The following is a 25,770-nucleotide window of genomic DNA, read 5'->3' on the forward strand; positions in this document are numbered from 1 at the left end:
GGAGGGCGCCGGGTCGCCTGCCGCGGGGTGCGGGGGCGTGAACCGGAGCCGACGTACCAGTCTGCCAGGACTGGGGCCATCTCCCAAAACCGGGTCTTGCTCTTATCTATTCCGTGCGGACCGTGGTCGCTTTTCGCGCAGTTCCTCGCGCCCCTTAAGAGCTACTCACCACGGACTTTGCCTGGCCTGTGGCTGTACCCGTTGTTGCCGACCTCGGAATCTGCTGGTCGTTCTTGAGGGCTGTCCAGACCATCTGTGCCTTGTCCTCGTCCAGCAGTACGCGGTTCAGGTCCGCCGGGTCGTACTGGACCGGCATCGTGACCATGGTCATGTGGGACGGGCTGATGCCCTTGAGGCCGTTGGCCCAGGACAGGAGGGAGTTGACCGAGCCGATGTCGGAGTCGGTGGTGACCGTTTTGGTGGCGGTGTCGGCGAGGTCGTAGAGCTTCTTGGGGTTGGTGAAGACGCCCACGTCCTTGACCTGGGCGACCAGGGCCTTCATGAAGGCCTGCTGGAGCTGGATGCGGCCGAGGTCGGAGCCGTCGCCCACGCCGTGCCGGGTGCGGACGAGGCCGAGGGCCTGGGCGCCGGTGAGCTGGTGGGTGCCGGCCTTCAGGTTCAGATGGCTCTCGGTGTCCTTGATGTCCTGGTGCGTCGTGACCTCTACGCCGCCCAGTTCGTCGACGAGCTTCTGGAAGCCGGCGAAGTCGACCTCCAGATAGTGGTCCATGCGCAGGTCGGTGATCGACTCGACGGTCTTCACGGCGCAGGCCGCGCCGCCGGTGGAGTACGCCGAGTTGAACATGACGCCGCTCGCCGCGTCATGGGTGACGCCGTCGGTGTCGGTGCACTCGGGGCGCTCGATGAGGGTGTCGCGCGGGATCGAGACCACGCTGGCCTTCTTGTGGCCCTTGTAGACGTGGACGATCATCGCCGTGTCGGAGCGGGCACTGCCGTCGTCCTCGCCGCCGCCGAGCTCCCGGTTGCTGCCGGAGCGGGTGTCCGAGCCGAGGACCAGGATGTTCTCGGAGCCGTTGTCGGCCTTGGTGGGGCGGTCGGTGCCCAGCGCCTGGTTGATGTCGACGCTGTTGAGGTTGCCGTTGAGCTTGAAGTACACGTAGCCGGCTCCGGTGCCGCCCAGGACGACGACGCCCGCCGCGGTCCAGGCCGCGACCGTCAGGCCCTTGCCGCGCTTGCCACGGGGCTTGCGGCGACGGCCCTTGGCGCGGTGGCGCGCCCCGCTGGTGCCGGGCGTTCCCGGTATGCCGGGTCCCGGCGTGCTGTCGGCAGACATGTGCTCCTCGGCTCTCGTCCGGTCGGTTACCCCCTGGGTCGGCGGACAGGCCAGGTCATTTCGACCTGCACCGCTCCATCGTCGCTCCAAACGGTCAGACGGTGGAACCCGGGACAGGGTTGCACAGCGTTCTGTGACGACCCTGTGGTCCAGGCGGTCACAGAGCGTCAGGGAGCAGGCCGAGGATGCCTGAGTGACCAGCGGTTTCAGCCGAGGAGGTCGTACTGGTCGAAGTCCGGCGCCGCCGGGACGCGTGTGGCGAAGATCTCCGGCGAGGCCTTGCCGGTGCCCTTGTACAGCCACAGCGTGCCGTCGTGGTCGCGGGCGAGCAGGTCGGCCCTGCTGTCGCCGTTGACGTCGCCGACGGCGTCGAGGAGGTCGTAGTCGGGCCAGGTGCGCACCTTGATGCGCGGGGCGAACGCGTCCGGGCCCGCCGCGCCGGTGCCCGGGTGGAGGTAGAGGTGGTGGCCGTCCTCACTCCGGGTGACCAGGTCGGGCTTGCCGTCGCCGCTGAAGTCGCCGTGGCCCACCACGGCGTCGTACCGGTTCCAGCCGGGGCCGACCTTCACCTGCGCGGCGAAGGTGCCGTCGCCGTTGCCGGGGTGGATCCACAGCACGCCGGCGGAGTCGACGGAGAGCAGGTCCGGCAGGTCGTCGCCGGTGACGTCGCCGGGGGCGACGAGCCGGGTGCGGGACGCCCAGTCGCCGGGGAGCTTCGTGGTCCGCCAGGTCTTGGCGGAGGGCGCGTAGTGCGCGAGGAAGACCGCGCCGTCGTCGGCGCGGCGCCAGAGAAGGTCCTGGAAGCCGTCGCGGTCCAGGTCCGTCTGCAGCACCAGTTCCGCCGCGCCCCAGTTGCCGACCTCGTCGCGGTTGTCGAGGGTGCTGCCCTTGGACGCCTTGAAGTAGCCCAAGTCGTCCTCGGAGCGGCGGACGAACACATCGGCCCGGTGGTCGCGGCTGAAGTTGCTGTCGTCGATGCGCGCGCGGACCGGACCGAGGTAGTGCCGGACCTCCAGGAACCGGCCGTCGGCGGCGGCGACTCCGACGACGCGGTCGCCGACGACCAGCGGGGCGCCGGGCTCGGGCCGTGCGGTGCCGCCCGTGCACACCATGTGGCCCGGGACGAAGTCCTGCTGCCGCGCGCAGTCGGCGTCCGGCCGGATCGGCAGCGTGGCCGCGCGGGTGTGCCCCCAGCCGAAGGTCCTGGCCGCGGTGCCGGGCGCGTACGCCGCGGTGTCCGTGGACGTCGTCAGACGGATCGGGGTGGCCCGTACGGGGGCGTCCAGGGTGAGGACCGCGATGTCGTTGTCGGAGGTGTCCGGGTTGTACGCCGGGTCGTAGAACTGGCGCAGCGGCAGCGAGGCGGTGCCGCCGTGCAGGTTCGCCCCGCGGGTGCCGGAGGTGGGGAGGTCGGTGGTGCCGGTGACGACGGCGCCGTACGCGTACCAGTTGTAGCCCTTGACGCAGTGCGCGGCGGTGAGGATCTTCGTCGGGGCGACGACCGTGCCGGCGCAGAAGAAGCTCACGTCGTCGGTCTTGGCGGGGGTGCCGCGGTCGTCGTGGTACCAGAGCTGGGCCAGCCAGGGGGCGCTCGAGCCGGTGGCGGTGCTCCGGGCGGAGGGACTCGGGGACGGCGCGGCGCCGAGCGCACCCGCCACGCGCCGCTCCAGCTCGCCGGAGGCCAGGGTGGTGTACCCGGGCGGCGTCAGCGTCGGCTCGGGCACGGCGGGGGCGGCCCCCGCGACGCGGGTGAACACCACGGCGGCGACGGCGGCGACAGCGGCTGCGGCGACGGGCAGGGCGATCCGCGTACGGCGCCTGCGACCCTCGGATGTGGACTTCTCCACTCCAGTCCCCTTAGGGGTGAAAGCTGTACAAAAAGAGGGCCGCCCCTGGTGAAAGGGGCGGCCCTTTCAGAAGAACAACCGTCAGTCGCCGTTGCCCGGCGTCGGCGTCGTCTTCTGGATCTGCATCAGGAACTCGACGTTCGACTTCGTCTGCTTCATCTTGTCGAGCAGCAGCTCGATCGCCTGCTGCTGGTCGAGCGCGTGCAGCACCCGGCGCAGCTTCCAGACGACGGCGAGCTCCTCGTTGCCGAGCAGGATCTCTTCCTTACGGGTACCGGACGCGTCGACGTCCACCGCGGGGAAGATGCGCTTGTCGGCGAGCTTCCGGTCGAGCTTGAGCTCCATGTTGCCGGTGCCCTTGAACTCCTCGAAGATCACCTCGTCCATGCGGGACCCGGTGTCCACCAGCGCGGTGGCGAGGATGGTCAGCGAGCCGCCGTCCTCGATGTTGCGGGCCGCACCGAAGAAGCGCTTCGGCGGGTACAGGGCGGTCGAGTCGACACCACCGGACAGGATGCGGCCGGAGGCGGGCGCGGCGAGGTTGTACGCACGGCCCAGACGCGTGATGGAGTCCAGCAGGACGACCACGTCGTGACCCAGCTCGACGAGACGCTTGGCGCGCTCGATGGCGAGCTCGGCGACCGTGGTGTGGTCCTCGGCCGGGCGGTCGAAGGTCGAGGAGATGACCTCGCCCTTGACCGACCGCTGCATGTCGGTGACCTCTTCCGGACGCTCGTCGACCAGGACGACCATCAGGTGGCACTCGGGGTTGTTGTGCGTGATCGCGTTGGCGATCGCCTGCATGATCATGGTCTTGCCGGTCTTCGGCGGGGCCACGATCAGACCGCGCTGGCCCTTACCGATCGGCGACACGAGGTCGATGATGCGGGTGGTCAGCACGCCCGGGTCCGTCTCCAGGCGGAGGCGGTCCTGCGGGTACAGCGGCGTCAGCTTGTTGAACTCCGGGCGGCCACGGCCGTGTTCGGGCGCCATGCCGTTGACGGAGTCGAGGCGGACCAGCGCGTTGAACTTCTCGCGGCGCTCGCCTTCCTTGGGCTGGCGGACCGCACCGGTGATGTGGTCGCCCTTGCGCAGGCCGTTCTTGCGGACCTGGGCGAGGGAGACGTACACGTCGTTCGGGCCCGGAAGGTAGCCCGACGTACGGATGAACGCGTAGTTGTCGAGGATGTCCAGGATGCCCGCGACGGGGATCAGGACGTCGTCCTCGGCGATCTGCGGCTCGGGGGTGCCCATCTCGTCGCGGCCGCGACGGCCACGGCGGTCCCGGTAACGGCCGCGACGGCCACGCCGGCCGCCCTCGAAGTCGTCGTCGTCCTGCGGACCGGCGTTGCGGTCCTGGCGGCCGCCGCCCTGCTGCTGACCGCGCTGCTGACCCTGCTGGTCGTCGCCCTTACGGCGGTCGCGGTCACGGTCCCGGTCACGGTCGCCGCGGTCACGGCCGCGCTCACGGCGGTCGCGGCGACGGCCCTCGCCGCCGTCCGAGTCGGACTTGGCGTCACCCTGCGGGGCGGGCTGCTCGACCTTGGGCTCGCTCTTGGCCTCGGCTACGACCGTCTCGGGGCTGCCGGCCTCGGCGGTGGCGCGGCGACGGCGGCGCTCGGTGGGCGCGTCGTCGCTGGCGGGCTGGCCCGGGATCTCGATCTGCTGCTGGGCCACGGCCTTCTCGGCGGGGGCCTCGGCCTTGGCGTCCGCCTTCTTCGCGGCGGCGTCGTCGCCCGTACGAGCCTTGGAGGTGGCGCGGCGCTTGGGCTTGGTCTCGGTGGCGGTCTCCGCCTTGGGAGCCGCGGCACCTCCCTGGGCCTGCGCCTCCTTGATGACCTCGATCAGCTGGCTCTTGCGCATCCGCGCGGTGCCCCTGATGCCGAGGCCGGAGGCGACCTGCTGCAGCTCGGCCAGCACCATGCCCTCGAGGCCGGTACCGCGGCGCCGCCGGGAGCCGGCACCGGCGGCAGGCGCGGAGGCGTCCGTGGCGGGCGCGGCAGCGGTCTCCTCGACACGTGCGCCCATCAGATCGGTGGTGTCGCTCACGAAGGGTCCTTCCCTGGAGCGGACGTCGGCCTGTCTGGCTCGGCGACCGGTTGTGCTGTCCGGCTTCGGTCCTTGCTGTGGACCGGCCGGGGCGGTAATCCGCCGAAGCGGCGGAAGAGATATCTGGTGATGGCGCTTCCTCGAGCCGTGGCACCCAGTGTCACGTGGCGTGGTCGCACCGATTCCGGAGCGTGCCCGGCGGACCGCTCAGTGTCCGCATACGGCGTACTGCCCGCGTATGACGTACGGAACACAGTGCGGCTTGGGGGGCTCCCGGAAGAATGTCTGTCCCGGACGGGGACACGAGGCACCTCGCCATGGTGGGGTCGGGTGCAGACTTGAGATTAACACTACCGGATCCAACAAACATTCCCCCTCTCCAAATCCGGCAACCGCGTGCCCTACTCCCCGCCCGCCGACGCGAGCGGCAGGACGCTCGCTCCCTGCAGGTCGAGGCCGAGCCGGTTGGCGGCCCATTCGGGACCGGCCAGGGCCTCGATCTTGTCGGCGGACTCGGCGTCGGCCAGGGCCATCACGGTGGGTCCGGCGCCGGAGATCACGGCGGGTACGCCGTCGGCGCGCAGCCGCTCCACCAGTGCGGCGCTCTCCGGCATGGCCGGGGCGCGGTACTCCTGGTGGAGCCGGTCCTCGGTGGCCGGCAGCAGCAGCTCGGGGCGCCGGGTGAGGGCCTCGACGAGCAGCGCGGCACGGCCCGCGTTGACGGCGGCGTCGACGTGCGGCACGGTGCGCGGGAGCAGGCCGCGGGCGGTCTCGGTCAGCACCGGCTTCCCGGGGACGAAAACCACCGGAACGATGGAATCCTTGGGCTCCAGCCTGATCGCCCGGGCGGCACCGGACTCCATCCAGGCGATGGTGAACCCGCCGAGCAGACACGGCGCCACGTTGTCGGGGTGGCCCTCGATCTCGGTGGCCAGCTCCAGCAGAGCGGCGTCGTCGAGCTTGGACTCGCCGCCTATGGTCACGGCGCGGGCGGCGACGATTCCGGCCACGATCGCGGCGGAGGAGGAGCCGAGGCCGCGGCCGTGCGGGATGCGGTTGGCGCACACGATCTCCAGGCCGCGCGGCTGTCCGCCGAGCGCGTCGAAGGCGGTGCGCAGGGAGCGGACGAGAAGGTGCTTCTCGTCGCGAGGGAGCGTTTCGCTGCCCTCACCCGCGATGTCGATGTGCAGCCCGGAGTCGGCCACCCGGACGACGACGTCGTCGTAGAGCCCCAGCGCGAGGCCGAGGGCGTCGAAGCCCGGGCCGAGGTTGGCGCTGGTGGCGGGGACGCGCACCCTGACGGCGGCGGCGCGGAAGGCTGGACCGGCCATCGCTCGATGACTCTCCTTGAGCTGCGGTGACTGTCGGAAGTCGCTCGACAGACATTCGATGACGTACGAGGAACCCTCGGGCCGCGGCGCAGACGCGGCCCCGAGCGCGACGCTCGGGCATATGCGGCAGGCGGGTTCGGTACAGCCTATCGAAGGAAGGTTCTGTGGCGACATAGGGCGCACAGGAGGCGCACGATGCGTGTCGCGAGCCCCCTGTGCACCCGTTGCAGGGAAAACCCGTACTACCGGGAATTCCCGTGACGGCGTCGGGGTCAGGCCAGGCCGAGGCGCTCGGCCGCGGTGGCCGCGTCGACCGGGACGGTGACCGGCTGCGGGGCGCCGGCGACGGCCCAGTCGGGGTCCTTCAGACCGTTGCCGGTGACGGTGCAGACGATGCGCTGGCCCGGGTCGACCAGGCCCTGCTCGGCGGCCTTCAGCAGACCGGCGACCGACGCGGCGGAGGCGGGCTCGACGAAGACGCCCTCCTGCGCGGCCAACAGGCGGTAGGCGCGCAGGATCTCACGGTCCGTCACCTCATCGATGAGTCCGCCCGATTCGTCCCGAGCGGCCAGCGCGAACTGCCAGGAGGCCGGGTTGCCGATGCGGATGGCGGTGGCGATGGTCGAGGGGTCCTTGACGACCTCGCCGCGCACGATCGGGGCACTGCCGGAGGCCTGGAAGCCCCACATCCGGGGGGTCTTCGAGGCGACGCCGTCGGCGGCGTACTCCGTGTACCCCTTCCAGTAGGCGGTGATGTTGCCCGCGTTGCCGACCGGCAGGACGTGGATGTCGGGCGCGTCGCCCAGCATGTCCACGATCTCGAACGCGGCCGTCTTCTGGCCCTCGATACGCACCGGGTTGACCGAATTGACCAGCGCCACCGGGTAGTTCTCGCTCAGCCCGCGGGCGAGGGTGAGACAGTCGTCGAAGTTGCCGTCGACCTGGAGGATCTTCGCGCCGTGCACGAGGGCCTGGCCCATCTTGCCGAGCGCGATCTTGCCCTGCGGGACGAGCACGGCGGAGACCATGCCCGCGCGCACCGCGTACGCGGCGGCCGAGGCGGAGGTGTTGCCGGTGGAGGCGCAGATGACCGCCTTCGCGCCCTCCTCCTTGGCCTTGGAGATGGCCATGGTCATACCGCGGTCCTTGAAGGACCCCGTCGGGTTGGCACCCTCGACCTTGAGGTGGACCTCGCAGCCCGTGCGCTCGGAGAGCACCTGCGCGGGCACGAGCGGCGTACCGCCCTCGCGGAGGGTGACGACCGGCGTGCTGCCCGACACCGGCAGCCTGTCCCGGTACTCCTCGATGATTCCGCGCCACTGGTGGGTCATTGCTGGTTACTCTCCTTCAACCCGCATGATGCTGGCGACACCGCGCACGGTGTCGAGCTTGCGCAGCGCCTCGACGGTCCCGTTGAGGGCGGCGTCGGACGCGCGGTGGGTGACGACGACGAGGGAGGCCTCGCCGTCCTTGCCCTGCTGGCGCACCGTATCGATGGACACACCGTGCTCCGCGAACACGGTCGCGACCTGGGCGAGCACGCCCGGTTTGTCGGCGACGTCCAGGCTGATGTGGTAGCGCGTGACGACCTCGCCCATGGGCGAGACGGTCAGGGCGGCGTACGCCGACTCGCCGGGCCCCGTCGCCCCGCTGAGCCGGTTGCGGCACACGGCGACCAGGTCGCCGAGCACGGCCGAGGCGGTGGGCGAGCCGCCCGCGCCGGGGCCGTAGAACATGAGCTGGCCGGAGGCGTCGGACTCGACGAACACGGCGTTGTAGGCGCCGCGCACCGAGGCCAGCGGGTGGGTCAGCGGGATCATCGCGGGGTGCACGCGCGCGGTGACGGACTGCCCGTCCGCGGCCCGCTCGCAGATCGCGAGCAGCTTGATGGTGCAGCCCATCTCCTTCGCGGAGGCGAAGTCGGCGGCGGTCACCTCGGTCATGCCCTCGCGGTAGACGTCGTCCAGGCGCACGCGCGTGTGGAAGGCGATCCCGGCGAGGATGGCGGCCTTGGCGGCGGCGTCGAAGCCCTCGACGTCGGCGGTCGGGTCGGCCTCGGCGTAGCCCAGGGCGGTGGCCTCGTCGAGGGCCTCCTGGTAGCCGGCGCCCGTGGAGTCCATCTTGTCGAGGATGAAGTTGGTGGTGCCGTTGACGATGCCGAGCACCCGGTTGACCTTGTCGCCGGCCAGCGACTCGCGCAGCGGGCGGATCAGCGGGATGGCACCGGCGACGGCGGCCTCGTAGTAGAGGTCCCTGCCGTGCTCCTCGGCGGCCGCGTGCAGGGCGGCGCCGTCCTGGGCGAGCAGCGCCTTGTTCGCGGAGACGACGGAGGCGCCGTGCTCGAAGGCGGTGGTGATGAGGGTGCGGGCGGGCTCGATACCACCGATGACCTCGACGATCACGTCGATGTCGCCGCGTTTGACGAGGGCCGTGGCGTCGGTGGTGATCAGCTCCCGCGCGATGCCCTCACGGACCTTGTCGGGCCGTCGTACGGCCACACCGGCGAGCTCGACGGGCGCGCCGATGCGGGCGGCGAGGTCGTCGGCGTGCGTCGTCATGATGCGCGCCACCTCTGAGCCGACCACTCCACAGCCCAGCAGCGCCACCTTCAGCGGACGCGTACGCATCATCCGACCTCGTTTCCTCATACCGTCTAGGTTGGTCCAGTCTCACTCACCGGACCGGAGTTTCTGCCCCTGGTCCGGATCGTGAGACATCTATTTCATCTGTGCAGGGGTGGCAGACCGAAGATCTTCCACCTGGGGGTTTTCGTCGATCATCGGTCGATCACCCGACGTCGAGCCGCAGGAGGTCCTCCTCGGTCTCCCGGCGGACGATGACACGGGCCTCCCCGTCCTTCACCGCCACGACCGGCGGCTTGAGGAGGTGGTTGTAGTTGCTGGCCATGGACCGGCAGTACGCACCCGTCGCCGGGACGGCGATCAGGTCGCCCGGCGCCACATCGGCGGGCAGGAACGCGTCCCGCACCACGATGTCACCGCTCTCGCAGTGCTTGCCGACCACCCGGGACAGCATCGGCTCGGCGTCGGAGGTCCGGGAGACGAGGGAGACGCTGTACTCGGCGTCGTAGAGCGCCGTACGAATGTTGTCCGACATGCCGCCGTCCACGGAGACATACGTCCGCAGCCCGTCGAGCGGCTTGACGGTGCCGACCTCGTAGAGGGTGAAGGCGGTGGGGCCGACGATGGCGCGGCCGGGCTCGACGGAGATGCGGGGCGTGCGCAGCTTGGCGGCCTCGCACTCACGCGTGACGATCTCGGTGAGGGCCTTGGCGATCTCGTGGGGCTCGCGCGGGTCGTCGTCGCTGGTGTAGGCGATGCCGAGGCCGCCGCCGAGGTCGATCTCGGGCAGCTCGACGCCGTGCTCGTCGCGAATGTCCTTCAGCAGACCGACCACCCGGTGGGCGGCGACCTCGAAGCCGGACATGTCGAAGATCTGCGACCCGATGTGCGAGTGGATGCCGATCAGCTCGAGCCCGTCGAGCTTCAGGGCCCGTCGTACGGCCTCGGCGGCCTGCCCGCCGGCGAGCGGGATCCCGAACTTCTGGTCCTCGTGAGCGGTCGCGATGAACTCGTGCGTGTGCGCCTCGACGCCGACGGTGATACGGATCTGCACCCGCTGCCGCTTGCCGAGCTCCTGGGCGATGTGGGCGACGCGCACGATCTCCTGGAAGGAGTCGAGCACGATCCGACCGACGCCTTCGGTGATCGCGCGGCGGATCTCCTCGGGGGACTTGTTGTTGCCGTGGAAGGCGATGCGGTCGGCGGGCATGCCTGCGGACAGCGCGGTGGCCAGCTCGCCGCCGGAGCACACGTCGAGGTTGAGCCCCTCCTCGTGCAGCCAGCGCACGACGGCCTTGGACAGGAACGCCTTGCCCGCGTAGAAGACGTCGGCGTCCGGCCCGAAGGCGGTGCGCCAGGCGCGGGCCCGCTCGCGGAAGTCGGTCTCGTCGAGGATGTAGGCGGGGGTGCCGAACTCCTCGGCGAGACGGGTGGCGGGGATGCCGCCGACGGTGAGCACGCCGTTGTCGTCACGGGTGACGGTCTCGGCCCACACCTTGGGGTCGAGGGCGTTCAGGTCGGCGGGCCGGGGCGCTGTAGTGGCCCTCGGGCAGGACATCGGCGTGACGGGGCCCGGCGGGGTGGGCGGAACGGCTCATCGTGGCTCTTTCAAAGATGGTCGGGTGCGTCGATGCCGAGCAGGGACAGGCCACCGGCCAGCACCGTCCCGGCGGCTTCGGCGAGGGCGAGCCGGGCGCGGTGGGCGGCCGAGGGTTTCTCGTCACCGCGCGGGAGCACGCCGGGCAGCAGGGCGAGGACGGCATCGGCGACGGTGACGAGATGCCGGGCGAGCCGGTCCGGAGCGCGGTGAGCGGCGGACGCGGCGAGGATGCGGGGGTGGTCGGCGAGGAGGGCGACCAGGGCGTCGCCGCCGGGACCGGGCTCGGAGCCGAAGCCGAGGTCGGCGGCGTTGCGACCGAGCGCCCGGGTACGGGCGTGGGCATACCGGACGCGGAAGAGAGGATTGCTCTCCCGCTGCACGAGGTGCTCGGCACCGATCCGGGGCCTGTCGTGCGGAGCGGGGAACAGCAGGGCCCAGCGGGCGGCGTCGGGCCCGAGGGGGACGGGGTCCTCCGGGGCGGGGACGGGGCGCAGATCGACGGCTTGGCCGTGCGGGACCTCGCCAGGACTGCTGTGCAGGACCTCGACACGGCCGCCCTGCGAGGCGACGATCCGGCCGAGGGCATCGGCGACGACCTCGGCGCGCACCTCGTACGGCACGCGCAGCGCGAGCACCTGCCCGGCGAGGGCGTCGGAGTGCCCGTACCGCACGCCGTCGCGCAGGACCTTCCGCACGACCTCGGCGCCGGCACCGCCGTCGAGGCTGATGTTGAGGAACCCGGGCCCGGTGACGGCGACGTCGCGGACGCCCTCGGCCCCGGCCAGATACGACCGCAACACCTCGGCCACCTGCCGCGGAGGCCGCCCGGCGGGCCTGGCCAGCTGCAACGCCACGTTGGTGGCGTAGTCCCCACACCCCCCGGGCCCCGGCGGCCCGACCTTCACCTTCTCCGGCACGGCCACGGTCAGCTCACCCTCGTCCACGGCACGACGAACCGCGTGCAGGACGGTGCGGGAGAGCTCGACGGGGGTCACGGGACAAGCGTATGGGAGGAGGGGGGTGGGTAGGCGAGCCGGTTTGGACGTTGGTCCGCGATGTGGACGGAGGGAGTGGGCAAGGGCCCGCCCGCCCGCCGCCCGCCCGCCGGCCGGCTACGCCCGGCTGCGCTCGGCTAAGCCTCGCCGCCGCCGAGGGCGCCTTCGAAGGTGTCTCCGAAGGAGGCGGCCTGTTCGCCGTCCTCTGCATCGCCGTCCTGGGGCCGCTCGATGAGCTGCCGGACGAGCCGGACCAGTTCGGTGGGCTCGAAGGGCTTGGCGAGGAAGGCGTCGACGCCGACGTCGAGGCCGGTCTCGACCTCGTACGGGGTGCAGGCGCTGACGATGGCGACGGGCAGATCACGGGTCCGCGGGTCGGCACGCAGCCGCGCGACGGTCCGCAGTCCGTCGAGGCGGGGCATGACGACATCGATCGTCACGACATCGGGCCGCACCTGATGGATGACATCCAGACACTCGACACCATCGGCCGCGGTCACGACCTCGAGGCCCTCCAGCTCGAGATTGACCCTGATCAGCTGCCGGATGACCTTGTTGTCGTCCACAACAAGCACCCGGCCCGACGCGCCTGGCACAACTTGAGAGTAGGTCGGGACCGGCCATCCCGTCCGGCTTTTCCCCACTTCCACCCCTGCGAGGGACACACCACCCCACCGGCCTCCCAAAACCCGTTCCGGATCACCCCGACAGAGCTGGTAGTGTTCTACCCGTCGCCGCGAGCAACACGCTCCATACCGACACGCCCCCGTAGCTCAGGGGATAGAGCAACGGCCTCCGGAGCCGTGTGCGCAGGTTCGAATCCTGCCGGGGGCACACTGTGCAAGTGTGCCAAGACCTCACCACCAGCAGAGATGCTGAGGGTGGGGTCTTTTTGCGTGTGCGGGCAGGTCGGCCTGGATCGAACGGTGTGGTGTGCATCTAGGATGACCGGGCCGTGCTCGAGGGCCGGCGGTGGTCGCGTCCTGGAGAACTGTGTGCGAATAGGCAAGAGGGCTGCCCGTCGAAGGGTGGCCGGTGTGCGGTCCGGGGGCGGCGGCGAGCGGATCGTCGTGCTCGACGGGTTGCGGCTCGTGGCCGCGTTGATGGTCGTGGCCTATCACTACGTGGCCTTCGGGGAGGGCTGGGAGGGGTCGCAGGCGAAGCTGTTCCCTGTGATCTTCCGGCCTTCCGCCTACGGGTGGCTGGGTGTCGAGCTGTTCTTCATGATCAGTGGCTTTGTCATCTGCATGAGCTGCTGGGGGCGTACCGTCCCGGACTTCTTCACCTCTCGGGTGATCCGGCTGTTCCCCGCGTACTGGGTGGGGGTGATCGCCACCACGGCGGTGGCGGCCCTGCTGCCCGGGGGGATCGATCCGCTGGCCTGGCGGGACGTGCTGGTCAATCTGACCATGCTGCAGTGGCCGATGGGGGTCGATCATGTCGACGGGGTGTACTGGACTCTCTGGGCCGAGCTGCGGTTCTATCTGCTCTTCGCGCTCGTGGTGTGGCGTGGGGTGACCTACCGGCGGGTGGTCGCCTTCTGTTGTGTGTGGGCGACCGGCGCGCTGCTCGCCACCGGGTACGACCTCGGTGCCCTCGACGATCTGCTGGTCGTCCCGCACTGCTGGTTCTTCATCGCCGGACTGGCCTTCTTCCTGATCCACCGCTTCGGGTCGAACCTGCTGCTGTGGGGCATCGTCGGCCTGTCCTTCGTCATGGGGCAGCACACGGTCATGCAGACCTGGCAGCGGACGCTGGAGCGCGTCGGGCACAACGTGCCCGGCTGGGGTGTCGCCGTTCTCATCACCGTCTTCTACGGGGTGATGGCCGGGGTCTCACTGGGCTGGTTCCGGCGGATCGACTGGCGGTGGCTGCCCGCGGCCGGGGCGCTCACCTATCCGCTGTATCTGCTGCACGAGTCCATCGGCTGGGAGATCTTCCGCCGTTTCCAGGGCTCGGTCGACCGCTGGGTGCTGCTCGGCGGCACGGTGGTGGGCATGCTGGTGCTGGCCCATCTGGTCCACCGGTGGGTGGAGCGGCCCGTGGCCCGACGGCTCAAGCGCGCCCTGAGCTCGGCCTTCGCGCAGGTCCGCAGTGGCGGCGCCGAGCCGCCTGCGGCTGGACCTGCTGAACCGGGTCGGCCTGCTTTCCAGGCCTTCGTGCCCGGGGAGCGCGCTCCGGAGTTCGACGCCGCCGCGGGGCCCTACGGGCGCTGATGCGCCGGCCCGTCACGCCGAGCGCTTGCGGGCCGTCGTCTTCTTGGCCGGGGTCTTCTTGGCGGAGGCCGTGGACTTGGTCGTGGATTTGGACGTCGACTTGGTCGCGGAGGTTTTCTTCGCCGTCGTCTTTTTCGCTGCCGTCGTCTTCTTCGCGGCTGTCGTCTTCTTCGCGGTCGACTTCTTGCCGGCCGGTTCCTTCGGCTGGGCGCGGCTGGATCTGCGTTGGGGGAGGTGGGTGACCTCGGCGGGTTCCTCGCCGCGGGACTCCTTGGCGGCGCGGACGCTGTTCTCGAGGGCGGCCATGAGGTCGAGGACCTTGCCGCCGGTGGCGGGCTCGGGGGCCTCGGGGGGTGCTTCGCCGGCGGCCTTGGCGGCGATGACCTCCTCCACGGCCTCGCGGTACTCGTCGTGGAGGTCGTCGAGGTCGACCTCGCCGAGGGTGTCCATCAGGGCGTCGGCGAGGTCCAGCTCCTTGTCGCGGACCGTGACGGAGGTGTCCGGGGCCACGCCCTCGGGGGCGCGGACCTCGTCCGGCCAGAGCAGGCCGTGCATGGCGATGGCGTCGCCGACGACCCGCAGCATGCCCAGGCGTTCGCGGCCGCGCAGGGCGTATTTGGCGATGGCCACCTTGTGGCTGCGCTTGAGGGCCTCGCGCAGGAGGGTGTACGGCTTCGCCGCGGGGGCGCCGCCCGCCGCGAGGTAGTACGCCGCGTCCATCTGGAGCGGGTCGATCCGGTCGGCCGGCACGAAGGCCACGATCTCGATCGTCCGGGCCGTGGGGAGCGGCAGGTGGGCCAGGTCCTCGTCGGTGATCGGGATGATGGTGCCGTCGGCGTCCTCGTAGCCCTTGCCGATCTCCGCCTGGCTGACCTCGCGCTCCTCCAGCTCGCAGACCTTGCGGTAGCGGATGCGGCCGCCGTCCTCGGTGTGGATCTGGCGGAAGGAGATCGAGTGGCTCTCGGTGGCGTTCACCAGCTTGATGGGGATGCTGACCAGGCCGAACGAGATGGCTCCGTTCCATATGGATCGCACGTGCAGCACACCTTTCGCGGTGGTTTGACCCGGATTCGTGTGATTCTCATCGTATGACGCCCATCACAGAGGTGGAGGGGCGGCGGCTCGCGCTCAGCAATCTGGAGAAGGTGCTGTACCCGGCGACCGGGTTCACCAAGGGCGAGGTGCTGCACTACTACGCGACCACCGCCGAGGCCCTGCTGCCGCATCTGCGGGACCGGGCGGTGTCCTTCCTGCGCTACCCGGACGGCCCCGACGGGCAGGTGTTCTTCACCAAGAACGTGCCGCCGGGTACGCCCGAGTGGGTCACCGTCGCCGAGGTGCCGCGGTCGGAGGGGCCGGCCCGGATGGTGGTGATCCAGGATCTGCCCTCTCTGATGTGGGCGGCCAATCTCGTCACGGAGTTCCACACCCACCAGTGGCTCGTCGACGACCCGGGCGAGGCCGACCGGCTGGTCTTCGACCTCGATCCCGGGCCGCCCGCCACGATCGTCGAGTGCTGCGAGGTCGCGCTCTGGCTGCGCGAACGGCTCGCCGGGGACGGCATCGAGGCGTACGCCAAGACCTCCGGCTCCAAGGGGCTGCATCTGCTGGCCGCCGTACGCGGAGCGTCCTCCGAACGGGTCTCGGAGTACGCCAAGGCGCTGGCGGTGGAGGCGGAGCGGGCCATGCCGCGGCTGGTCGTGCACCGGATGACGCGCAGCCTGCGGCCGGGCAAGGTGTTCGTCGACTGGAGCCAGAACGCCGCGCGCAAGACCACGGCCACGCCGTACACCCTGCGGGCCCGGCCGGAGCCGCTCGTGTCCGCGCCGGTGACCTGGACGGAGGTGGAGGAGTGCGGGGCGCCGGACCAGCTGTCCTTCGGCGCCGCCGACCTCGCGCCCCGGCTCCAGGACGGCGATCTGCTGGCGCCGCTGCTCGATCCGGCCCACGCGGGCGAGCTGCCGTAGTCCCGTCCGTACGTGGCTAGACCCGGCTCCAGGTGTTGCGGTCACGGGCCATCGCGTGCAGGGCCTCCACGTCCGCCGGTTTGAGTACGCCGCCCAGGCGGGCGAGGCCGCCGAGGTCCGTGTCCTCCAGGACGCGGACCTCGCGGGGCTCGGCGGTGACGGTGACGCGGCCGGTCGGGCCCACCAGGGCCAGGACGGGGCGGACCTCCGCGGTCAGGGCGTAGGAGGCGCGGTCGGCGGTGGCGCGGACGCGGCGCAGCAGCGGGGTCGCCTCGGCGCGGCCGAGGGTCACCATCGGGTCGGCGATCAGCACGCGCAGCCGGCGTGCGTAGACGGTGTGGACGGCGAACAGGCCGCCCGGCCCGATCACCAGGTGGTGGACGCGGTCGCCGCCGGGCAGCGGGAGGGAGTGCAGGGCGTGCCAGCCGGCGCCGTCCAGCCGGTCCAGCGCCTCCCCCACCGCCTGCTCGGCCAGCAGCGCCCTGCGCCGCGGGTCGGCACGCAGCCGGTGGGCGGGGCCGCGGTCGCGGTCCAGGGCGATCTGGAGGGCCTCGCCGGGGCGGTTGGGCGCCAGGTCGTCGTCCGGGTGCAGGGCGAGCCGGGCCAGCTCGGCGGGGGTCGGCGGCGGGGGCGGGCCGACCGTGACGGGGCCCGTGATGAAGGGATCCAGGGCTTCGAGGACGTCGGCTCTGCGGTCCTCCCTGAGCAGGTTCACCCGGCCGCCCTCCCTGTCGTACCAGGCGATGTTCCGGCCGTCGGTGAGACAGACGTAGAGCCGCTCACGGCCGTGCCGCCAGGTCGGTATGACGCGCAGTCCGCTCATGCACCATCACCCCATGACCATGGGACCAGGCGGGGTGCTCCCGGGGCAAGAACCCGGTTACCTTGGAGAGCAGTTGGGCAGGTCCCGGGGTTGGGGAGGCGCCGTTGCGTACCCGCAGGAAGCAACCCGACGTACCCGCTCCGGAACGCCGGTGGGACGAGGTCGTGCCCGGTCTGTGGATGGGCGGGCACGAGGTCCGGGGCCGTACGGGGCAGGTGGAGACCGTGGTGGTCCGTGACGAGTTCGACCTCGTGCAGACGCTGCTGCGGCTGCCGGGGTACGGGCCCGACCAGGGGGTCGAGCACCAGGTGTGGCCCATCCCGGACGGGCCGCTGGACGGCACGCAGCTCGCGGGCGTGATCCGGCTGGCCGAGGCCGCGTGCGACGCGCTGGACGCGGGCCGGCGGGTGCTGGTGCGCTGCTTCCACGGCTACAACCGCTCCGGCCTCGTCGTCGCCCACGCCCTGGTGCGCCGCGGTCATCGCCCGGAGGACGCCATCCGGCTCATCCGCACCCGCCGCTCGCCCTGGGCGCTGCACAACGGGCTGTTCGAGGACTACCTCCGGACCGGCCTGCCGACGGCCCGGCTGCTGGAGGAGCTGGCGGAGTAGCGGAGTAGCGGAGCCTCCCGCGTGCGCACCCCCCGGTTTCGCGTTACTACAGTTACGGGGCCCCCGGCCACGTTCCGTCGCCGTTCGATCCGCAGGAGTCCCGTGCCGTCGCCCCTCCGCCGCCCCTCGCGGGCTCTTCTCGCCGTCTGGGCCGTCGCCGTGCTCGCGGTGGTCACCGGCTGTGGTGACGCGGGCGGGCTGCGCGGTGCCGGGGCGACGCCGACCGCGGTGGGGCCGGCGCGGCTGTGGCCCGAGCTGGCGCCCGCCTCCTCGCCGGCCTTCGACTTCGACGAGGCGGAGACGAAGGTGATCAAGGGCGTCCGGGTGACCGGCGGCATTCACGAGGTCGATCCCGTGGCGATCGTCAGGGCGGAGGTCGACGGCGACCCCAAGCGCTACGCCGGTGAGAAGGCCGAGTTCCGGGAGACGGGCGCGCGGATGGCGGACTGCGCGGACGGCCCCGGCAAGGGCCGCTGCCCGGTGCTGCGGCCGTACTACCGCGACCTGACCGGTGACGGCCGCGACGATCTGACGCTGGGCTTCCGGCAGCTGCCGGGCACGCTGACCGCCGTACGCGTGTACACGGTGGACCGGCACCGGCTGGTGCAGGTCATGCACTACGAGGACGCCCTGAGCGGCGTCGAGCTGGCCGGGCACTCGGTGATCATCCGCTCGCCGTCGGAGGTCGCGGGCTACGAGTACCGGTTGCAGTGGACCTGGGACCCGGACCAGAAGGCGATGCTGCTGACCCAGGACGAGATGCTGCGCACCAGCGGACGAACCCCCACCCCCACCCTCACGGCGGCCCCCCGATGAGGCTCGCCCCGACCGGCACGCTCGCCGTGAAGTCGGCCGTGTTCATCACGGTGATGTGCTGCGCGCTGGCCGCGCTGCTCGGCGTACTGGTGCATGTGTCGGTGACGAACCAGACCGTGGGCCAGGCCCGCGACCTGGCCCTGGACCGGCTGGCGCAGGCGACGGACGCGTTCGAGGCCGGGGACACCCCGACGCCGGGCACAGGAGTGGACCCGGAGGGGCTGCCCACGCGGCTGCGGGAGCTCGCGGCGGGCGGCGAGCGCGGCACGATGGTCGCCCATCACCACGGCCGGCCGACGATGTGGGCGGCGGGCCCGGCCGACGGCGGGCGCGTCCTCGCGGTGCGGGTCGACTACTCGCAGCAGGCCCGCACCATCGACGGCCTCGACCGGGCGATCCTGTGGTCCTCGGCGCTGGCGATCGGCGCGACGCTGCTGGTCGGCGCGCTCGCGGTGCAGCGGGTGACCCGGCGGCTGCACGCCACCGCGCGGGTGGCCCGGCGGATCAGCGCCGGTGACCTGGACGCGCGGGTGGACGACCGCCGCTCCAAGGACCCGCGGCGCCCGCAGGACGAGGTGGCCGCGGTGGCCGCCGCGCTGGACTCGATGGCGGCGTCGTTGCAGGGCAAGCTGCTGGCCGAGCAGCGGTTCACGGCGGACGTGGCCCACGAGCTGCGCACACCGCTGACGGGGTTGCACGCGGCGGCGGAGCTGCTGCCGCCGGGGCGGCCGACGGAGCTGGTGCGCGACCGGGTGGCGGCGCTCAGGACGCTGACGGAGGACCTGCTGGAGATCTCGCGGCTGGACACCGGGCGTGAGCGGCTGGATCTGACGACCGTGGAGCTGGGCGCACTGGCCGGGCGGGTCGTGCGGGGGGCCGGCGGGGAGACCGAGGTACGGGTCGTACGGGATGTCACCGTCGAGACGGACCGGCGGCGGCTGGAGCGGGTGCTGGGCAATCTCGTGGCGAACGCGCACCGGCACGGGCGGGGGCCGGTGGTGCTGACCGTGGAGGGGCCGGTGGTGACGGTGCGGGACCACGGGGAGGGGTATCCGGAGTATCTCCTTCGGCACGGGCCGCAGCGGTTCCGTACCGAGGGGGGTTCGAAGGGGCACGGGCTGGGGCTGACCATCGCGCGCGGGCAGGCGGAGGTGCTCGGAGCGCGGCTGGAGTTCTCCAACGCCGTCGACGGTGGGGCCGTGGCGACGCTGACGTTGCGCCAGGGCGGGTAGGGCGCCTTCGTTTGGCCCAGCTCAGCGGGCAGGCGCCCGTCGGTCCTCCTAGCGTGGCGACTAGCCAGTTCCGCCCCCTTTCACGGAGGTTCGCATGTCCTTGCGCTCCCGTTTCGGCATATCCCTGACCGTCGCCGCACTGGCCGCCGGGGCCCTGGCGACGCCCGCCGTCGCGAACGACGAGGGGGCCGGTCAGCGAGGCAGTCTCGCCCCCCGCCTGTACAAGGGGCAGGTCACCGCGAGCACGCTGCTGCTGCGCAGCGCGCCGAACCGCGGCGGTCAGATCATCGGGTCCGTCCGCAAGGGCGACATCGTGAAGATCTTCTGCAAGACGACCGGCGAGAAGATCAACGGCAACAACCGCTGGTACCTCCTCAGGGACGGCACCTGGGCCTTCGCGTCGGCGTACTACATCAAGACCATCGGGACCGCGCCCCGCTGGTGCTGAGCGACATCGGCGCGACACCGCACGGCGTCAGCGGGCCACAAGGCCCACAAGGAGCTCTATTTGGGTAAGTTCCGGACATGACGAAGGCCGGAACCGGAATCACCGCGACGGCTACGGGCACGCCCGCTCCGCCGGTGCGCCTCCCCCGGCGCCGGGGCGTCGAACTCGCCCTCATCGTCCTCGCCGTCCTGTTGTCGGTGTACGGCTACTGCGCGGTGGGCCTCGCCCGGAACGGCACCGTCCCGCCCGGCGCCGCAGGTTACGGCGCCGGGCTGGGCGTGCTGGCGCTGCTGGCGCATCTCGCGGTGCGGCTGCGCGCCCCGTACGCCGATCCGCTGCTGCTGCCGATCGCGGTGCTGCTCAACGGGCTGGGCCTGGTGCTGATCTACCGGCTCGACCTGCAGACACCGGGCGACCGGGCGGCCCTCACCCAACTGGTGTGGTCCACCCTGGGCGTCGGGCTGTTCACCCTGGTCGTGGCCGCCCTGCGCGACCACCGGGTGCTCCAGCGCTACGCGTACGTGTGCGTGGCCGCGGCGCTCGCCCTGCTGTCGCTGCCGATCCTGTTCCCCGCGGTGAACGGCGCCCGCATCTGGATCCGGATCGCCGGGTTCTCCATCCAGCCGGGCGAGTTCGCGAAGGTGCTGCTCGCGGTGTTCTTCGCCGCGTATCTGGCCGCGAACCAGGGCGCGCTGGCGTACGCGGGCCGCCGGGTGTGGTTCGTGCAGCTGCCGACCGGCCGGGTGCTCGGCCCGATCGTCACCATCTGGCTGCTGAGCGTCGGCGTGCTCGTCCTGGAACGCGACCTGGGCACCTCGCTGCTGTTCTTCGGCCTGTTCGTCGTCATGCTCTACGTCGCCACCGGCCGCACCGGCTGGATCGCGGTCGGCCTGCTGCTCGCGGCGTCCGGCGCGGTGGCCGTGGGCTGGCTGGAGCCGCATGTGCACAGCAGGGTGGAGGACTGGCTGCACCCGTTCGCGTCGATCGAGGCGGGCGACGGCCCCAACCAGCTCTCCCAGTCGCTGTTCGCCTTCGCGGCCGGCGGCGTCCTGGGCACGGGCCTGGGTCAGGGGCACTCCATCCTGATCGGCTTCGCCGCCAAGTCGGACTTCATCCTGGCGACGGCCGGGGAGGAGCTGGGCCTGGCCGGGCTGTCGGCGATCTTCCTGCTCTATGGTCTGCTGGTGGAGCGCGGCTACCGGGCGGGGCTCGCGCAGCGCGACCCGTTCGGGCGGCTGCTGGCGGTCGGGCTGGCCTCGATCGTGGCGCTCCAGGTGTTCGTCATCGCGGGCGGGGTGACCGGGCTGATCCCGCTGACCGGCATGGCGATGCCGTTCCTCGCGCAGGGCGGCTCCTCGGTGGTCACCAACTGGGCGATCACCGCGCTGCTGATCCGGATCAGCCACTCGGCGCGCCGGAATTACGACGGGCGGGCCGCCGTATGACCCGCTACATCCGGCACGCGGCCGTCTTCTGCGCGCTGCTGCTGACGGCGCTGCTGGTCAACGCGGCCCGCATCCAGGTCTTCCAGGCCCAGCGCTACGACGACAGCCCGGCCAACCGGCGGGCCGTCATCGCCCAGTACGGCCAACCGCGCGGCGACATCCTGGTCGGCGGGCGCCCGATCACCGGCTCCCTGGACACCCGCGAGCAGCTGCGGCATGAACGCACGTACGGCAACGGGCCCTTGTACGCCCCGGTGACCGGGTTCGCCTCGCAGAAGTACGGCACGAGTCTGCTGGAGCGGGCCGAGGACCCGGTGCTGTCCGGCACGGACCCGATGCTGACGCCGTTGCAGCTGTGGAGCGACCTCACGCGGGCGCGCAACCCGGGCGGCGATGTCGCAACGACGCTGAACGAGGCCGCGCAGAAGGCGGCGTACGCGGGGCTCGGGGCGCGCAAGGGGGCGGTGGCGGCGATCGAGCCGGCGACCGGGCGGATCCTGGCGCTGGTGTCGACACCGTCGTACGACCCGGCGGTGCTGTCGGGCAACGGGCCCGAGGTGACGGACGCCTGGGCGCGGCTGAACGGCGACCGGGAGCAGCCGATGCTGAACCGGGCGGTGCGGCAGACGTATCCGCCGGGGTCGACGTTCAAGGTGGTCACCGCGGCGGCGGCGCTGGACGCGGGCGTGGTCACGGACCTGGACGAGCCGACCGACTCCCCCGACCCCTACACCCTGCCGGGCACCACCACCTCGCTCACGAACGAGTCCGACGGCTGCGAGGACGCCCCGCTGCGGATGGCCTTCGTGTGGTCCTGCAACACGGTGTTCGCCAGGCTCGGGGTGCAGGTCGGGCTGGCCGACATGGCGGCTACGGCGCAGGCGTTCGGGTTCAACGACACCGAGCTGCGCATCCCCTTCTCGGTGGTGCCGAGCACCTTCGACACGAGCGTCGACCGGGCGCAGCTCGCGCTGTCCTCGATCGGGCAGTACAACACGCGGGCCACTCCGCTGCAGATGGCGATGGTGGCGGCGGCCGTCGCGAACGGCGGGCAGGTGCGGGCGCCGTATCTGGTGGACCGTACGACGACGGCCCGGGGCACGACCCTGATGACGCCCGGCCCGCGCCCGGTCCGCCAGGCCATGCGCCCGATGACCGCGGAACGGCTGCGGGAGCTGATGCGGGACGTCGTGGAGAAGGGCACCGGCAGGAAGGCGGCCATCCCCGGCGCGGTCGTCGGCGGCAAGACCGGCACGGCCCAGCACGGCGTCGGCAACTCCGGCATCCCCTACGCCTGGTTCGTCTCCTGGGCCCAGGGCGCGCGCGACATGGAGCCGAAGGTCGCCGTCGCGGTGGTGGTCGAGGACGGCTCCCTCGACCGCGACCACATCACCGGCGGCGGGATGGCGGCGCCGATCGCCCGAGCGGTGATGAAGGCGGTCCTGACCACGCCACGCACCGGCTGACGCCCTTCAGGGCACGTCCCCAGGGGGACCTCCACAGTGACCGGACGACACCGCGGCCCTCAGGACTGCGCACCCTCCTCGATCGCCTGCTCCACCTCGGCCACCCGCTCCCGCTCCTCCACCGCGAACCGCTCCGCGTCCAGCCTCTCCGCGATCTCCTCGTCCTGGGACATCAACAGATCCAGGTCGGAGTCCCCCAGTTCGAGGACGCCCATGTCGACGTAGGCCTGCTGAAGCCGCTTGCCCCACAGTCCGATGTCCTTGACGCAGGGCACGATGCGCGAGAACAGAAGCTTGCGGAAGAGCGCGAGGAACTCGGACTGCTCGCTGAGGGCCTCGGCCTCGGCCTTGGGGATGCCGAAGTTCTCCAGCACCTCGACACCGCGCAGCCGGTCGCGCATGAGGTGGCAGCCCTCGATGACGAACTCCTCGCGCTCGCGCAGTTCGGCGTCGGTGAGCTGCTTGTAGTAGTCGCGCAGCGCCATGCGGCCGAAGGCCACATGGCGGGCCTCGTCCTGCATGACGTACGCGAGGATCTGCTTGGGCAGCGGCTTGTCGGTGGTGTCGCGGATCATGCCGAAGGCGGCGAGGGCGAGGCCCTCGATCAGCACCTGCATGCCCAGGTAGGGCATGTCCCAGCGGCTGTCGCGCAGGGTGTCGCCGAGGAGCGACTGGAGGTTGTCGTTGATCGGGTAGAGCATCCCGATCTTCTCGTGCAGGAAGCGGCCGTAGATCTCGGCGTGCCGGGCCTCGTCCATGGTCTGGGTCGCGGAGTAGAACTTGGCGTCCATGTCCGGCACCGACTCCACGATCCGCGCGGCGCAGATCATCGCGCCCTGCTCGCCGTGCAGGAACTGGCTGAACTGCCAGGAGGCGTAGTGCCGGCGCAGCTCGCCCTTGTCCTTGTCGGTGAGCTTGGCCCAGTGCTTGGTGCCGTACAGGCTCATCGCCTCGTCCGGGGTGCCGAGCGGGTCGTACGGGTCGACCTCCAGGTCCCAGTCGATGCGCCGCTGCCCGTCCCACTGCTTGTCCTTGCCCTTCTGGTACAGGGCGAGCAGTCGTTCGCGGCCGTCGCCGTACTCCCAGCCGAAGCGGGCCGCGCCGCTCGCGGGCACCTGCCAGTGCGGATCTCCGGGGTCACGGGCGTACAGCTCATACGTCGACATGTCCCGCAGGCTCACATGCACACGACAGACGAAGCAACAGGGTCTCGCTCACACCGGAAGGACAAGTTCGTGCGCGAGGGATTGACGACCTTGCTGACAGGCAGTCTCATAAGAGCAGTGACCGGCGGGTAACCCGCCACGCCCCCGTACGACGAGGTGGATCAGCCATGACGACCCTGACGGAAGCCGACGCGCTGGACGGGCTGCGCGACGCGCTCGGTCTGCTCAAGGACCGGGAGCAGGTGGCCGAGCGGCTGCTCGCCTCCTCCGCCAAGCACTCCTTCGATCCGGACAAGGAGCTGGACTGGGACGCGCCCTTCGAGCCGGGCAAGTGGTTCTGGCCGCCCGAGCTGGTGTCTCTGTACGACACCCCGATGTGGAAGCGGATGAGCGAGGAGCAGCGCATCCTGCTCTCCCAGCACGAGGCGGCCGCACTGGCCTCGCTGGGCATCTGGTTCGAGATCATCCTGATGCAGCTGCTGTGCCGGCACATCTACGACAAGGCCGCCACGAGCGCGCATGTGCGCTACGCCCTCACCGAGATCGAGGACGAGTGCCGGCACTCGAAGATGTTCGCCCGGCTGATCTCGCGCGGCGAGACGCCCTGGTACCCGGTCAGCCGCGTCCACCAGAACCTCGGCCGGCTCTTCAAGACCATCTCCACCACGCCGGGTTCCTTCACGGCGACACTGCTCGGCGAGGAGGTCCTGGACTGGATGCAGCGGCTGACCTTCCCGGACGAGCGCGTGCAGCCCCTGGTCCGGGGCGTCACGCGGATCCACGTCGTGGAGGAGGCCCGCCATGTGCGCTACGCCCGTGAGGAGCTGCGCCGCCAGATGGTGACCGCGCCGCGGTGGTCGCAGGAGTTCACGCGGGTCACCTCCGGCGAGTTCGCCCGGGTGTTCTCCGTCGCGTTCGTGAATCCCGACGTCTACACGAACGTGGGGCTGGACAAGCGCGAGGCCATGGCCCAGGTGAAGGCCAGTGGGCATCGGCGGGAGGTCATGCAGAACGGGGCGAAGCGGTTGACGGACTTCCTCGACGACATCGGCGTGCTGAGGGGTGTCGGCCGGAAGCTCTGGAGGTCTTCGGGGCTGCTTGCCTGAGTTTCGGCTTGCGGGCCGTCCGTGGCTGGTCGCGCCCACGCGGCGGAGCCGCATATCGGAACAGTCCCGCGCCCCTGACCACTTCACCGGCGGCTACGCTGCCGTCCATGAGTCCCTCCGCCCCCGCCTACCGTCGGCTCAGCGTCGAGGAGCGGCGAGCACAGCTCCTCGACGCCGCCCTCTCCCTCTTCGCGCACCGCGCGCCCGAGGACGTGTCGCTGGACGACGTGGCGGAGGCGGCCGGGGTCTCCCGGCCCCTGGTGTACCGGTACTTCCCCGGCGGCAAGCAGCAGCTGTACGAGGCTGCCCTGCGGTCGGCCGCCGAGGAGCTCCAGCACTGCTTCGACGAGCCGCGCGAGGGCCCGCTGCTGATGCGGCTGGCACGGGCCCTGGACCGCTATCTCGCCTTCGTGGACGAGCACGACGCCGGCTTCAGCGCACTGCTCCAGGGCGGCAGCGTGGTGGAGACCTCCCGTACGACGGCCATCGTGGACGGCGTACGGCGGTCCGCGGCGGAGCACATCCTCAGCCATCTCCAGGTCGCCCAACCGGGGCCCCGGCTGCGGATGACGGTCCGGACCTGGATCACGGCCGTGGAGGCGGCCTCCCTGATCTGGCTGGACGAGGACAAGCAGCCGCCCGTGACGGAGCTGCGGGACTGGCTGGTCGAGCAGTTCTTCGCGATGCTCACGGTGACCGCCCGGCGCGACCCCCAGACGGAGGCGATCGTGGCCGCCCTCGCCGGGGCGGACGGCTGACCCCGGTGCGCTGAAGCG

Annotated in this window: 21 protein-coding genes, 1 tRNA gene and 1 pseudogene; 11 read left to right on the forward strand and 12 right to left on the reverse strand. The window is 71.3% G+C overall.

Features of this window, described 5'->3' with window-relative positions; genetic code table 11:
• Positions 1-154: 154 nt before the first annotated feature.
• The 9 genes and pseudogenes from RKD23_RS12375 to RKD23_RS12415 form a co-directional block, all read right to left on the reverse strand.
• Complete coding sequence (locus tag RKD23_RS12375) at positions 155-1,294, reverse strand: LCP family protein (RefSeq protein WP_424853732.1); 1,140 nt, start codon at positions 1,292-1,294, stop codon at positions 155-157.
• Between the two features lie 206 nt (positions 1,295-1,500).
• Positions 1,501-3,141: a trypsin-like serine protease gene (locus RKD23_RS12380; protein WP_424853733.1), complete on the reverse strand. Its 1,641-nt coding sequence runs from the start codon at positions 3,139-3,141 to the stop codon at positions 1,501-1,503.
• 81 nt (positions 3,142-3,222) lie between these two features.
• On the reverse strand, positions 3,223-5,190 hold the full coding sequence (gene rho, locus RKD23_RS12385; protein WP_424853734.1) for a transcription termination factor Rho: 1,968 nt from the start codon (positions 5,188-5,190) through the stop codon (positions 3,223-3,225).
• Between the two features lie 401 nt (positions 5,191-5,591).
• On the reverse strand, positions 5,592-6,521 hold the full coding sequence (gene thrB, locus RKD23_RS12390) for a homoserine kinase (RefSeq protein ID WP_424853735.1): 930 nt from the start codon (positions 6,519-6,521) through the stop codon (positions 5,592-5,594).
• 272 nt (positions 6,522-6,793) lie between these two features.
• Positions 6,794-7,852 (reverse strand): threonine synthase, encoded by a 1,059-nt coding sequence (thrC, locus tag RKD23_RS12395; RefSeq protein ID WP_424853736.1) that lies wholly within the window; start codon positions 7,850-7,852, stop codon positions 6,794-6,796.
• A gap of 6 nt (positions 7,853-7,858) precedes the next feature.
• Entirely contained in the window at positions 7,859-9,151 is a 1,293-nt protein-coding gene (locus RKD23_RS12400) for a homoserine dehydrogenase (RefSeq protein ID WP_424853737.1), read from the reverse strand.
• Positions 9,152-9,308: 157 nt separating this feature from the next.
• Positions 9,309-10,701 (reverse strand): annotated as a pseudogene (gene lysA / locus RKD23_RS12405) (diaminopimelate decarboxylase).
• A gap of 10 nt (positions 10,702-10,711) precedes the next feature.
• On the reverse strand, positions 10,712-11,698 hold the full coding sequence (gene nrtL / locus RKD23_RS12410; RefSeq protein WP_424853738.1) for an ArgS-related anticodon-binding protein NrtL: 987 nt from the start codon (positions 11,696-11,698) through the stop codon (positions 10,712-10,714).
• A 137-nt stretch (positions 11,699-11,835) separates the two neighbouring features.
• Positions 11,836-12,342: a response regulator gene (locus RKD23_RS12415; RefSeq protein WP_424853739.1), complete on the reverse strand. Its 507-nt coding sequence runs from the start codon at positions 12,340-12,342 to the stop codon at positions 11,836-11,838.
• Between the two features lie 118 nt (positions 12,343-12,460).
• On the opposite strand from RKD23_RS12415, the gene RKD23_RS12420 reads away from it, so the two are divergent.
• Positions 12,461-12,532: transfer RNA gene (locus RKD23_RS12420), tRNA-Arg, on the forward strand.
• 203 nt (positions 12,533-12,735) lie between these two features.
• On the forward strand, positions 12,736-13,914 hold the full coding sequence (locus RKD23_RS12425) for an acyltransferase family protein (protein WP_424853740.1): 1,179 nt from the start codon (positions 12,736-12,738) through the stop codon (positions 13,912-13,914).
• Positions 13,915-13,926: 12 nt separating this feature from the next.
• On the opposite strand, the gene RKD23_RS12430 is transcribed toward RKD23_RS12425, so the two are convergent.
• Complete coding sequence (locus tag RKD23_RS12430; RefSeq protein WP_424853741.1) at positions 13,927-14,958, reverse strand: Ku protein; 1,032 nt, start codon at positions 14,956-14,958, stop codon at positions 13,927-13,929.
• 44 nt (positions 14,959-15,002) lie between these two features.
• Here RKD23_RS12430 and ligD point away from each other — a divergent pair, with 44 nt between their 5' ends.
• A complete protein-coding gene (gene ligD / locus RKD23_RS12435; RefSeq protein ID WP_424853742.1) occupies positions 15,003-15,881 on the forward strand; it encodes a non-homologous end-joining DNA ligase in 879 nt (292 codons plus the stop codon).
• A gap of 16 nt (positions 15,882-15,897) precedes the next feature.
• On the opposite strand, the gene RKD23_RS12440 is transcribed toward ligD, so the two are convergent.
• Positions 15,898-16,704 (reverse strand): nuclease-related domain-containing protein, encoded by an 807-nt coding sequence (locus tag RKD23_RS12440; protein WP_424853743.1) that lies wholly within the window; start codon positions 16,702-16,704, stop codon positions 15,898-15,900.
• A 104-nt stretch (positions 16,705-16,808) separates the two neighbouring features.
• Here RKD23_RS12440 and RKD23_RS12445 point away from each other — a divergent pair, with 104 nt between their 5' ends.
• The 6 genes from RKD23_RS12445 (at position 16,809) to RKD23_RS12470 (ending at position 22,722) form a co-directional block, all read left to right on the forward strand.
• Positions 16,809-17,315, forward strand: a complete 507-nt coding sequence (locus RKD23_RS12445) for a protein-tyrosine phosphatase family protein (protein ID WP_424853744.1) — start codon at positions 16,809-16,811, stop codon at positions 17,313-17,315.
• A 102-nt stretch (positions 17,316-17,417) separates the two neighbouring features.
• Entirely contained in the window at positions 17,418-18,131 is a 714-nt protein-coding gene (locus tag RKD23_RS12450; RefSeq protein WP_424853745.1) for a hypothetical protein, read from the forward strand.
• On the forward strand, positions 18,128-19,363 hold the full coding sequence (locus tag RKD23_RS12455) for an ATP-binding protein (protein ID WP_424853746.1): 1,236 nt from the start codon (positions 18,128-18,130) through the stop codon (positions 19,361-19,363). Before RKD23_RS12450 ends, RKD23_RS12455 begins: the two co-directional genes overlap by 4 nt.
• A 94-nt stretch (positions 19,364-19,457) precedes the next feature.
• Positions 19,458-19,811, forward strand: coding sequence for an SH3 domain-containing protein (locus RKD23_RS12460; protein ID WP_424853747.1), 354 nt, complete (start codon positions 19,458-19,460; stop codon positions 19,809-19,811).
• Between the two features lie 77 nt (positions 19,812-19,888).
• Positions 19,889-21,256 carry an FtsW/RodA/SpoVE family cell cycle protein gene (locus RKD23_RS12465; protein ID WP_424853748.1) on the forward strand — a complete coding sequence of 456 codons (1,368 nt, stop codon included), beginning with the start codon at positions 19,889-19,891 and terminating at the stop codon, positions 21,254-21,256.
• Positions 21,253-22,722, forward strand: coding sequence for a penicillin-binding transpeptidase domain-containing protein (locus RKD23_RS12470; protein WP_424853749.1), 1,470 nt, complete (start codon positions 21,253-21,255; stop codon positions 22,720-22,722). The genes RKD23_RS12465 and RKD23_RS12470 overlap by 4 nt, the downstream gene beginning before the upstream one ends.
• Positions 22,723-22,781: 59 nt before the next feature.
• Here RKD23_RS12470 and RKD23_RS12475 read toward each other — a convergent pair whose 3' ends face one another.
• On the reverse strand, positions 22,782-23,888 hold the full coding sequence (locus RKD23_RS12475) for a ferritin-like domain-containing protein (RefSeq protein WP_424853750.1): 1,107 nt from the start codon (positions 23,886-23,888) through the stop codon (positions 22,782-22,784).
• Between the two features lie 167 nt (positions 23,889-24,055).
• Here RKD23_RS12475 and RKD23_RS12480 point away from each other — a divergent pair, with 167 nt between their 5' ends.
• Positions 24,056-24,994 (forward strand): AurF N-oxygenase family protein, encoded by a 939-nt coding sequence (locus RKD23_RS12480; RefSeq protein ID WP_424853751.1) that lies wholly within the window; start codon positions 24,056-24,058, stop codon positions 24,992-24,994.
• 107 nt (positions 24,995-25,101) lie between these two features.
• Positions 25,102-25,752, forward strand: a complete 651-nt coding sequence (locus tag RKD23_RS12485; RefSeq protein ID WP_424853752.1) for a TetR/AcrR family transcriptional regulator — start codon at positions 25,102-25,104, stop codon at positions 25,750-25,752.
• Positions 25,753-25,770 lie beyond the last annotated feature (18 nt).

It is taken from the genome of Streptomyces sp. SAI-170 (assembly GCF_049739565.1).
Lineage (GTDB): Bacteria > Actinomycetota > Actinomycetes > Streptomycetales > Streptomycetaceae > Streptomyces.

Bases quoted from the DNA above. Each gene is read 5' to 3' on its own strand.
- RKD23_RS12375 (WP_424853732.1), bottom strand. From the start codon at position 1,294: ATGTCTGCCGACAGCACGCCGGGACCCGGCATACCGGGAACGCCCGGC.
- thrB (WP_424853735.1), bottom strand. From the start codon at position 6,521: ATGGCCGGTCCAGCCTTCCGCGCCGCCGCCGTCAGGGTGCGCGTCCCC.
- thrC (WP_424853736.1), bottom strand. From the start codon at position 7,852: ATGACCCACCAGTGGCGCGGAATCATCGAGGAGTACCGGGACAGGCTG.
- RKD23_RS12400 (WP_424853737.1), bottom strand. From the start codon at position 9,151: ATGATGCGTACGCGTCCGCTGAAGGTGGCGCTGCTGGGCTGTGGAGTG.
- ligD (WP_424853742.1), top strand. From the start codon at position 15,003: ATGACGCCCATCACAGAGGTGGAGGGGCGGCGGCTCGCGCTCAGCAAT.
- RKD23_RS12440 (WP_424853743.1), bottom strand. From the start codon at position 16,704: ATGAGCGGACTGCGCGTCATACCGACCTGGCGGCACGGCCGTGAGCGG.
- RKD23_RS12455 (WP_424853746.1), top strand. From the start codon at position 18,128: ATGAGGCTCGCCCCGACCGGCACGCTCGCCGTGAAGTCGGCCGTGTTC.
- RKD23_RS12460 (WP_424853747.1), top strand. From the start codon at position 19,458: ATGTCCTTGCGCTCCCGTTTCGGCATATCCCTGACCGTCGCCGCACTG.
- RKD23_RS12465 (WP_424853748.1), top strand. From the start codon at position 19,889: ATGACGAAGGCCGGAACCGGAATCACCGCGACGGCTACGGGCACGCCC.
- RKD23_RS12470 (WP_424853749.1), top strand. From the start codon at position 21,253: ATGACCCGCTACATCCGGCACGCGGCCGTCTTCTGCGCGCTGCTGCTG.
- RKD23_RS12475 (WP_424853750.1), bottom strand. From the start codon at position 23,888: ATGTCGACGTATGAGCTGTACGCCCGTGACCCCGGAGATCCGCACTGG.
- RKD23_RS12480 (WP_424853751.1), top strand. From the start codon at position 24,056: ATGACGACCCTGACGGAAGCCGACGCGCTGGACGGGCTGCGCGACGCG.
- RKD23_RS12485 (WP_424853752.1), top strand. From the start codon at position 25,102: ATGAGTCCCTCCGCCCCCGCCTACCGTCGGCTCAGCGTCGAGGAGCGG.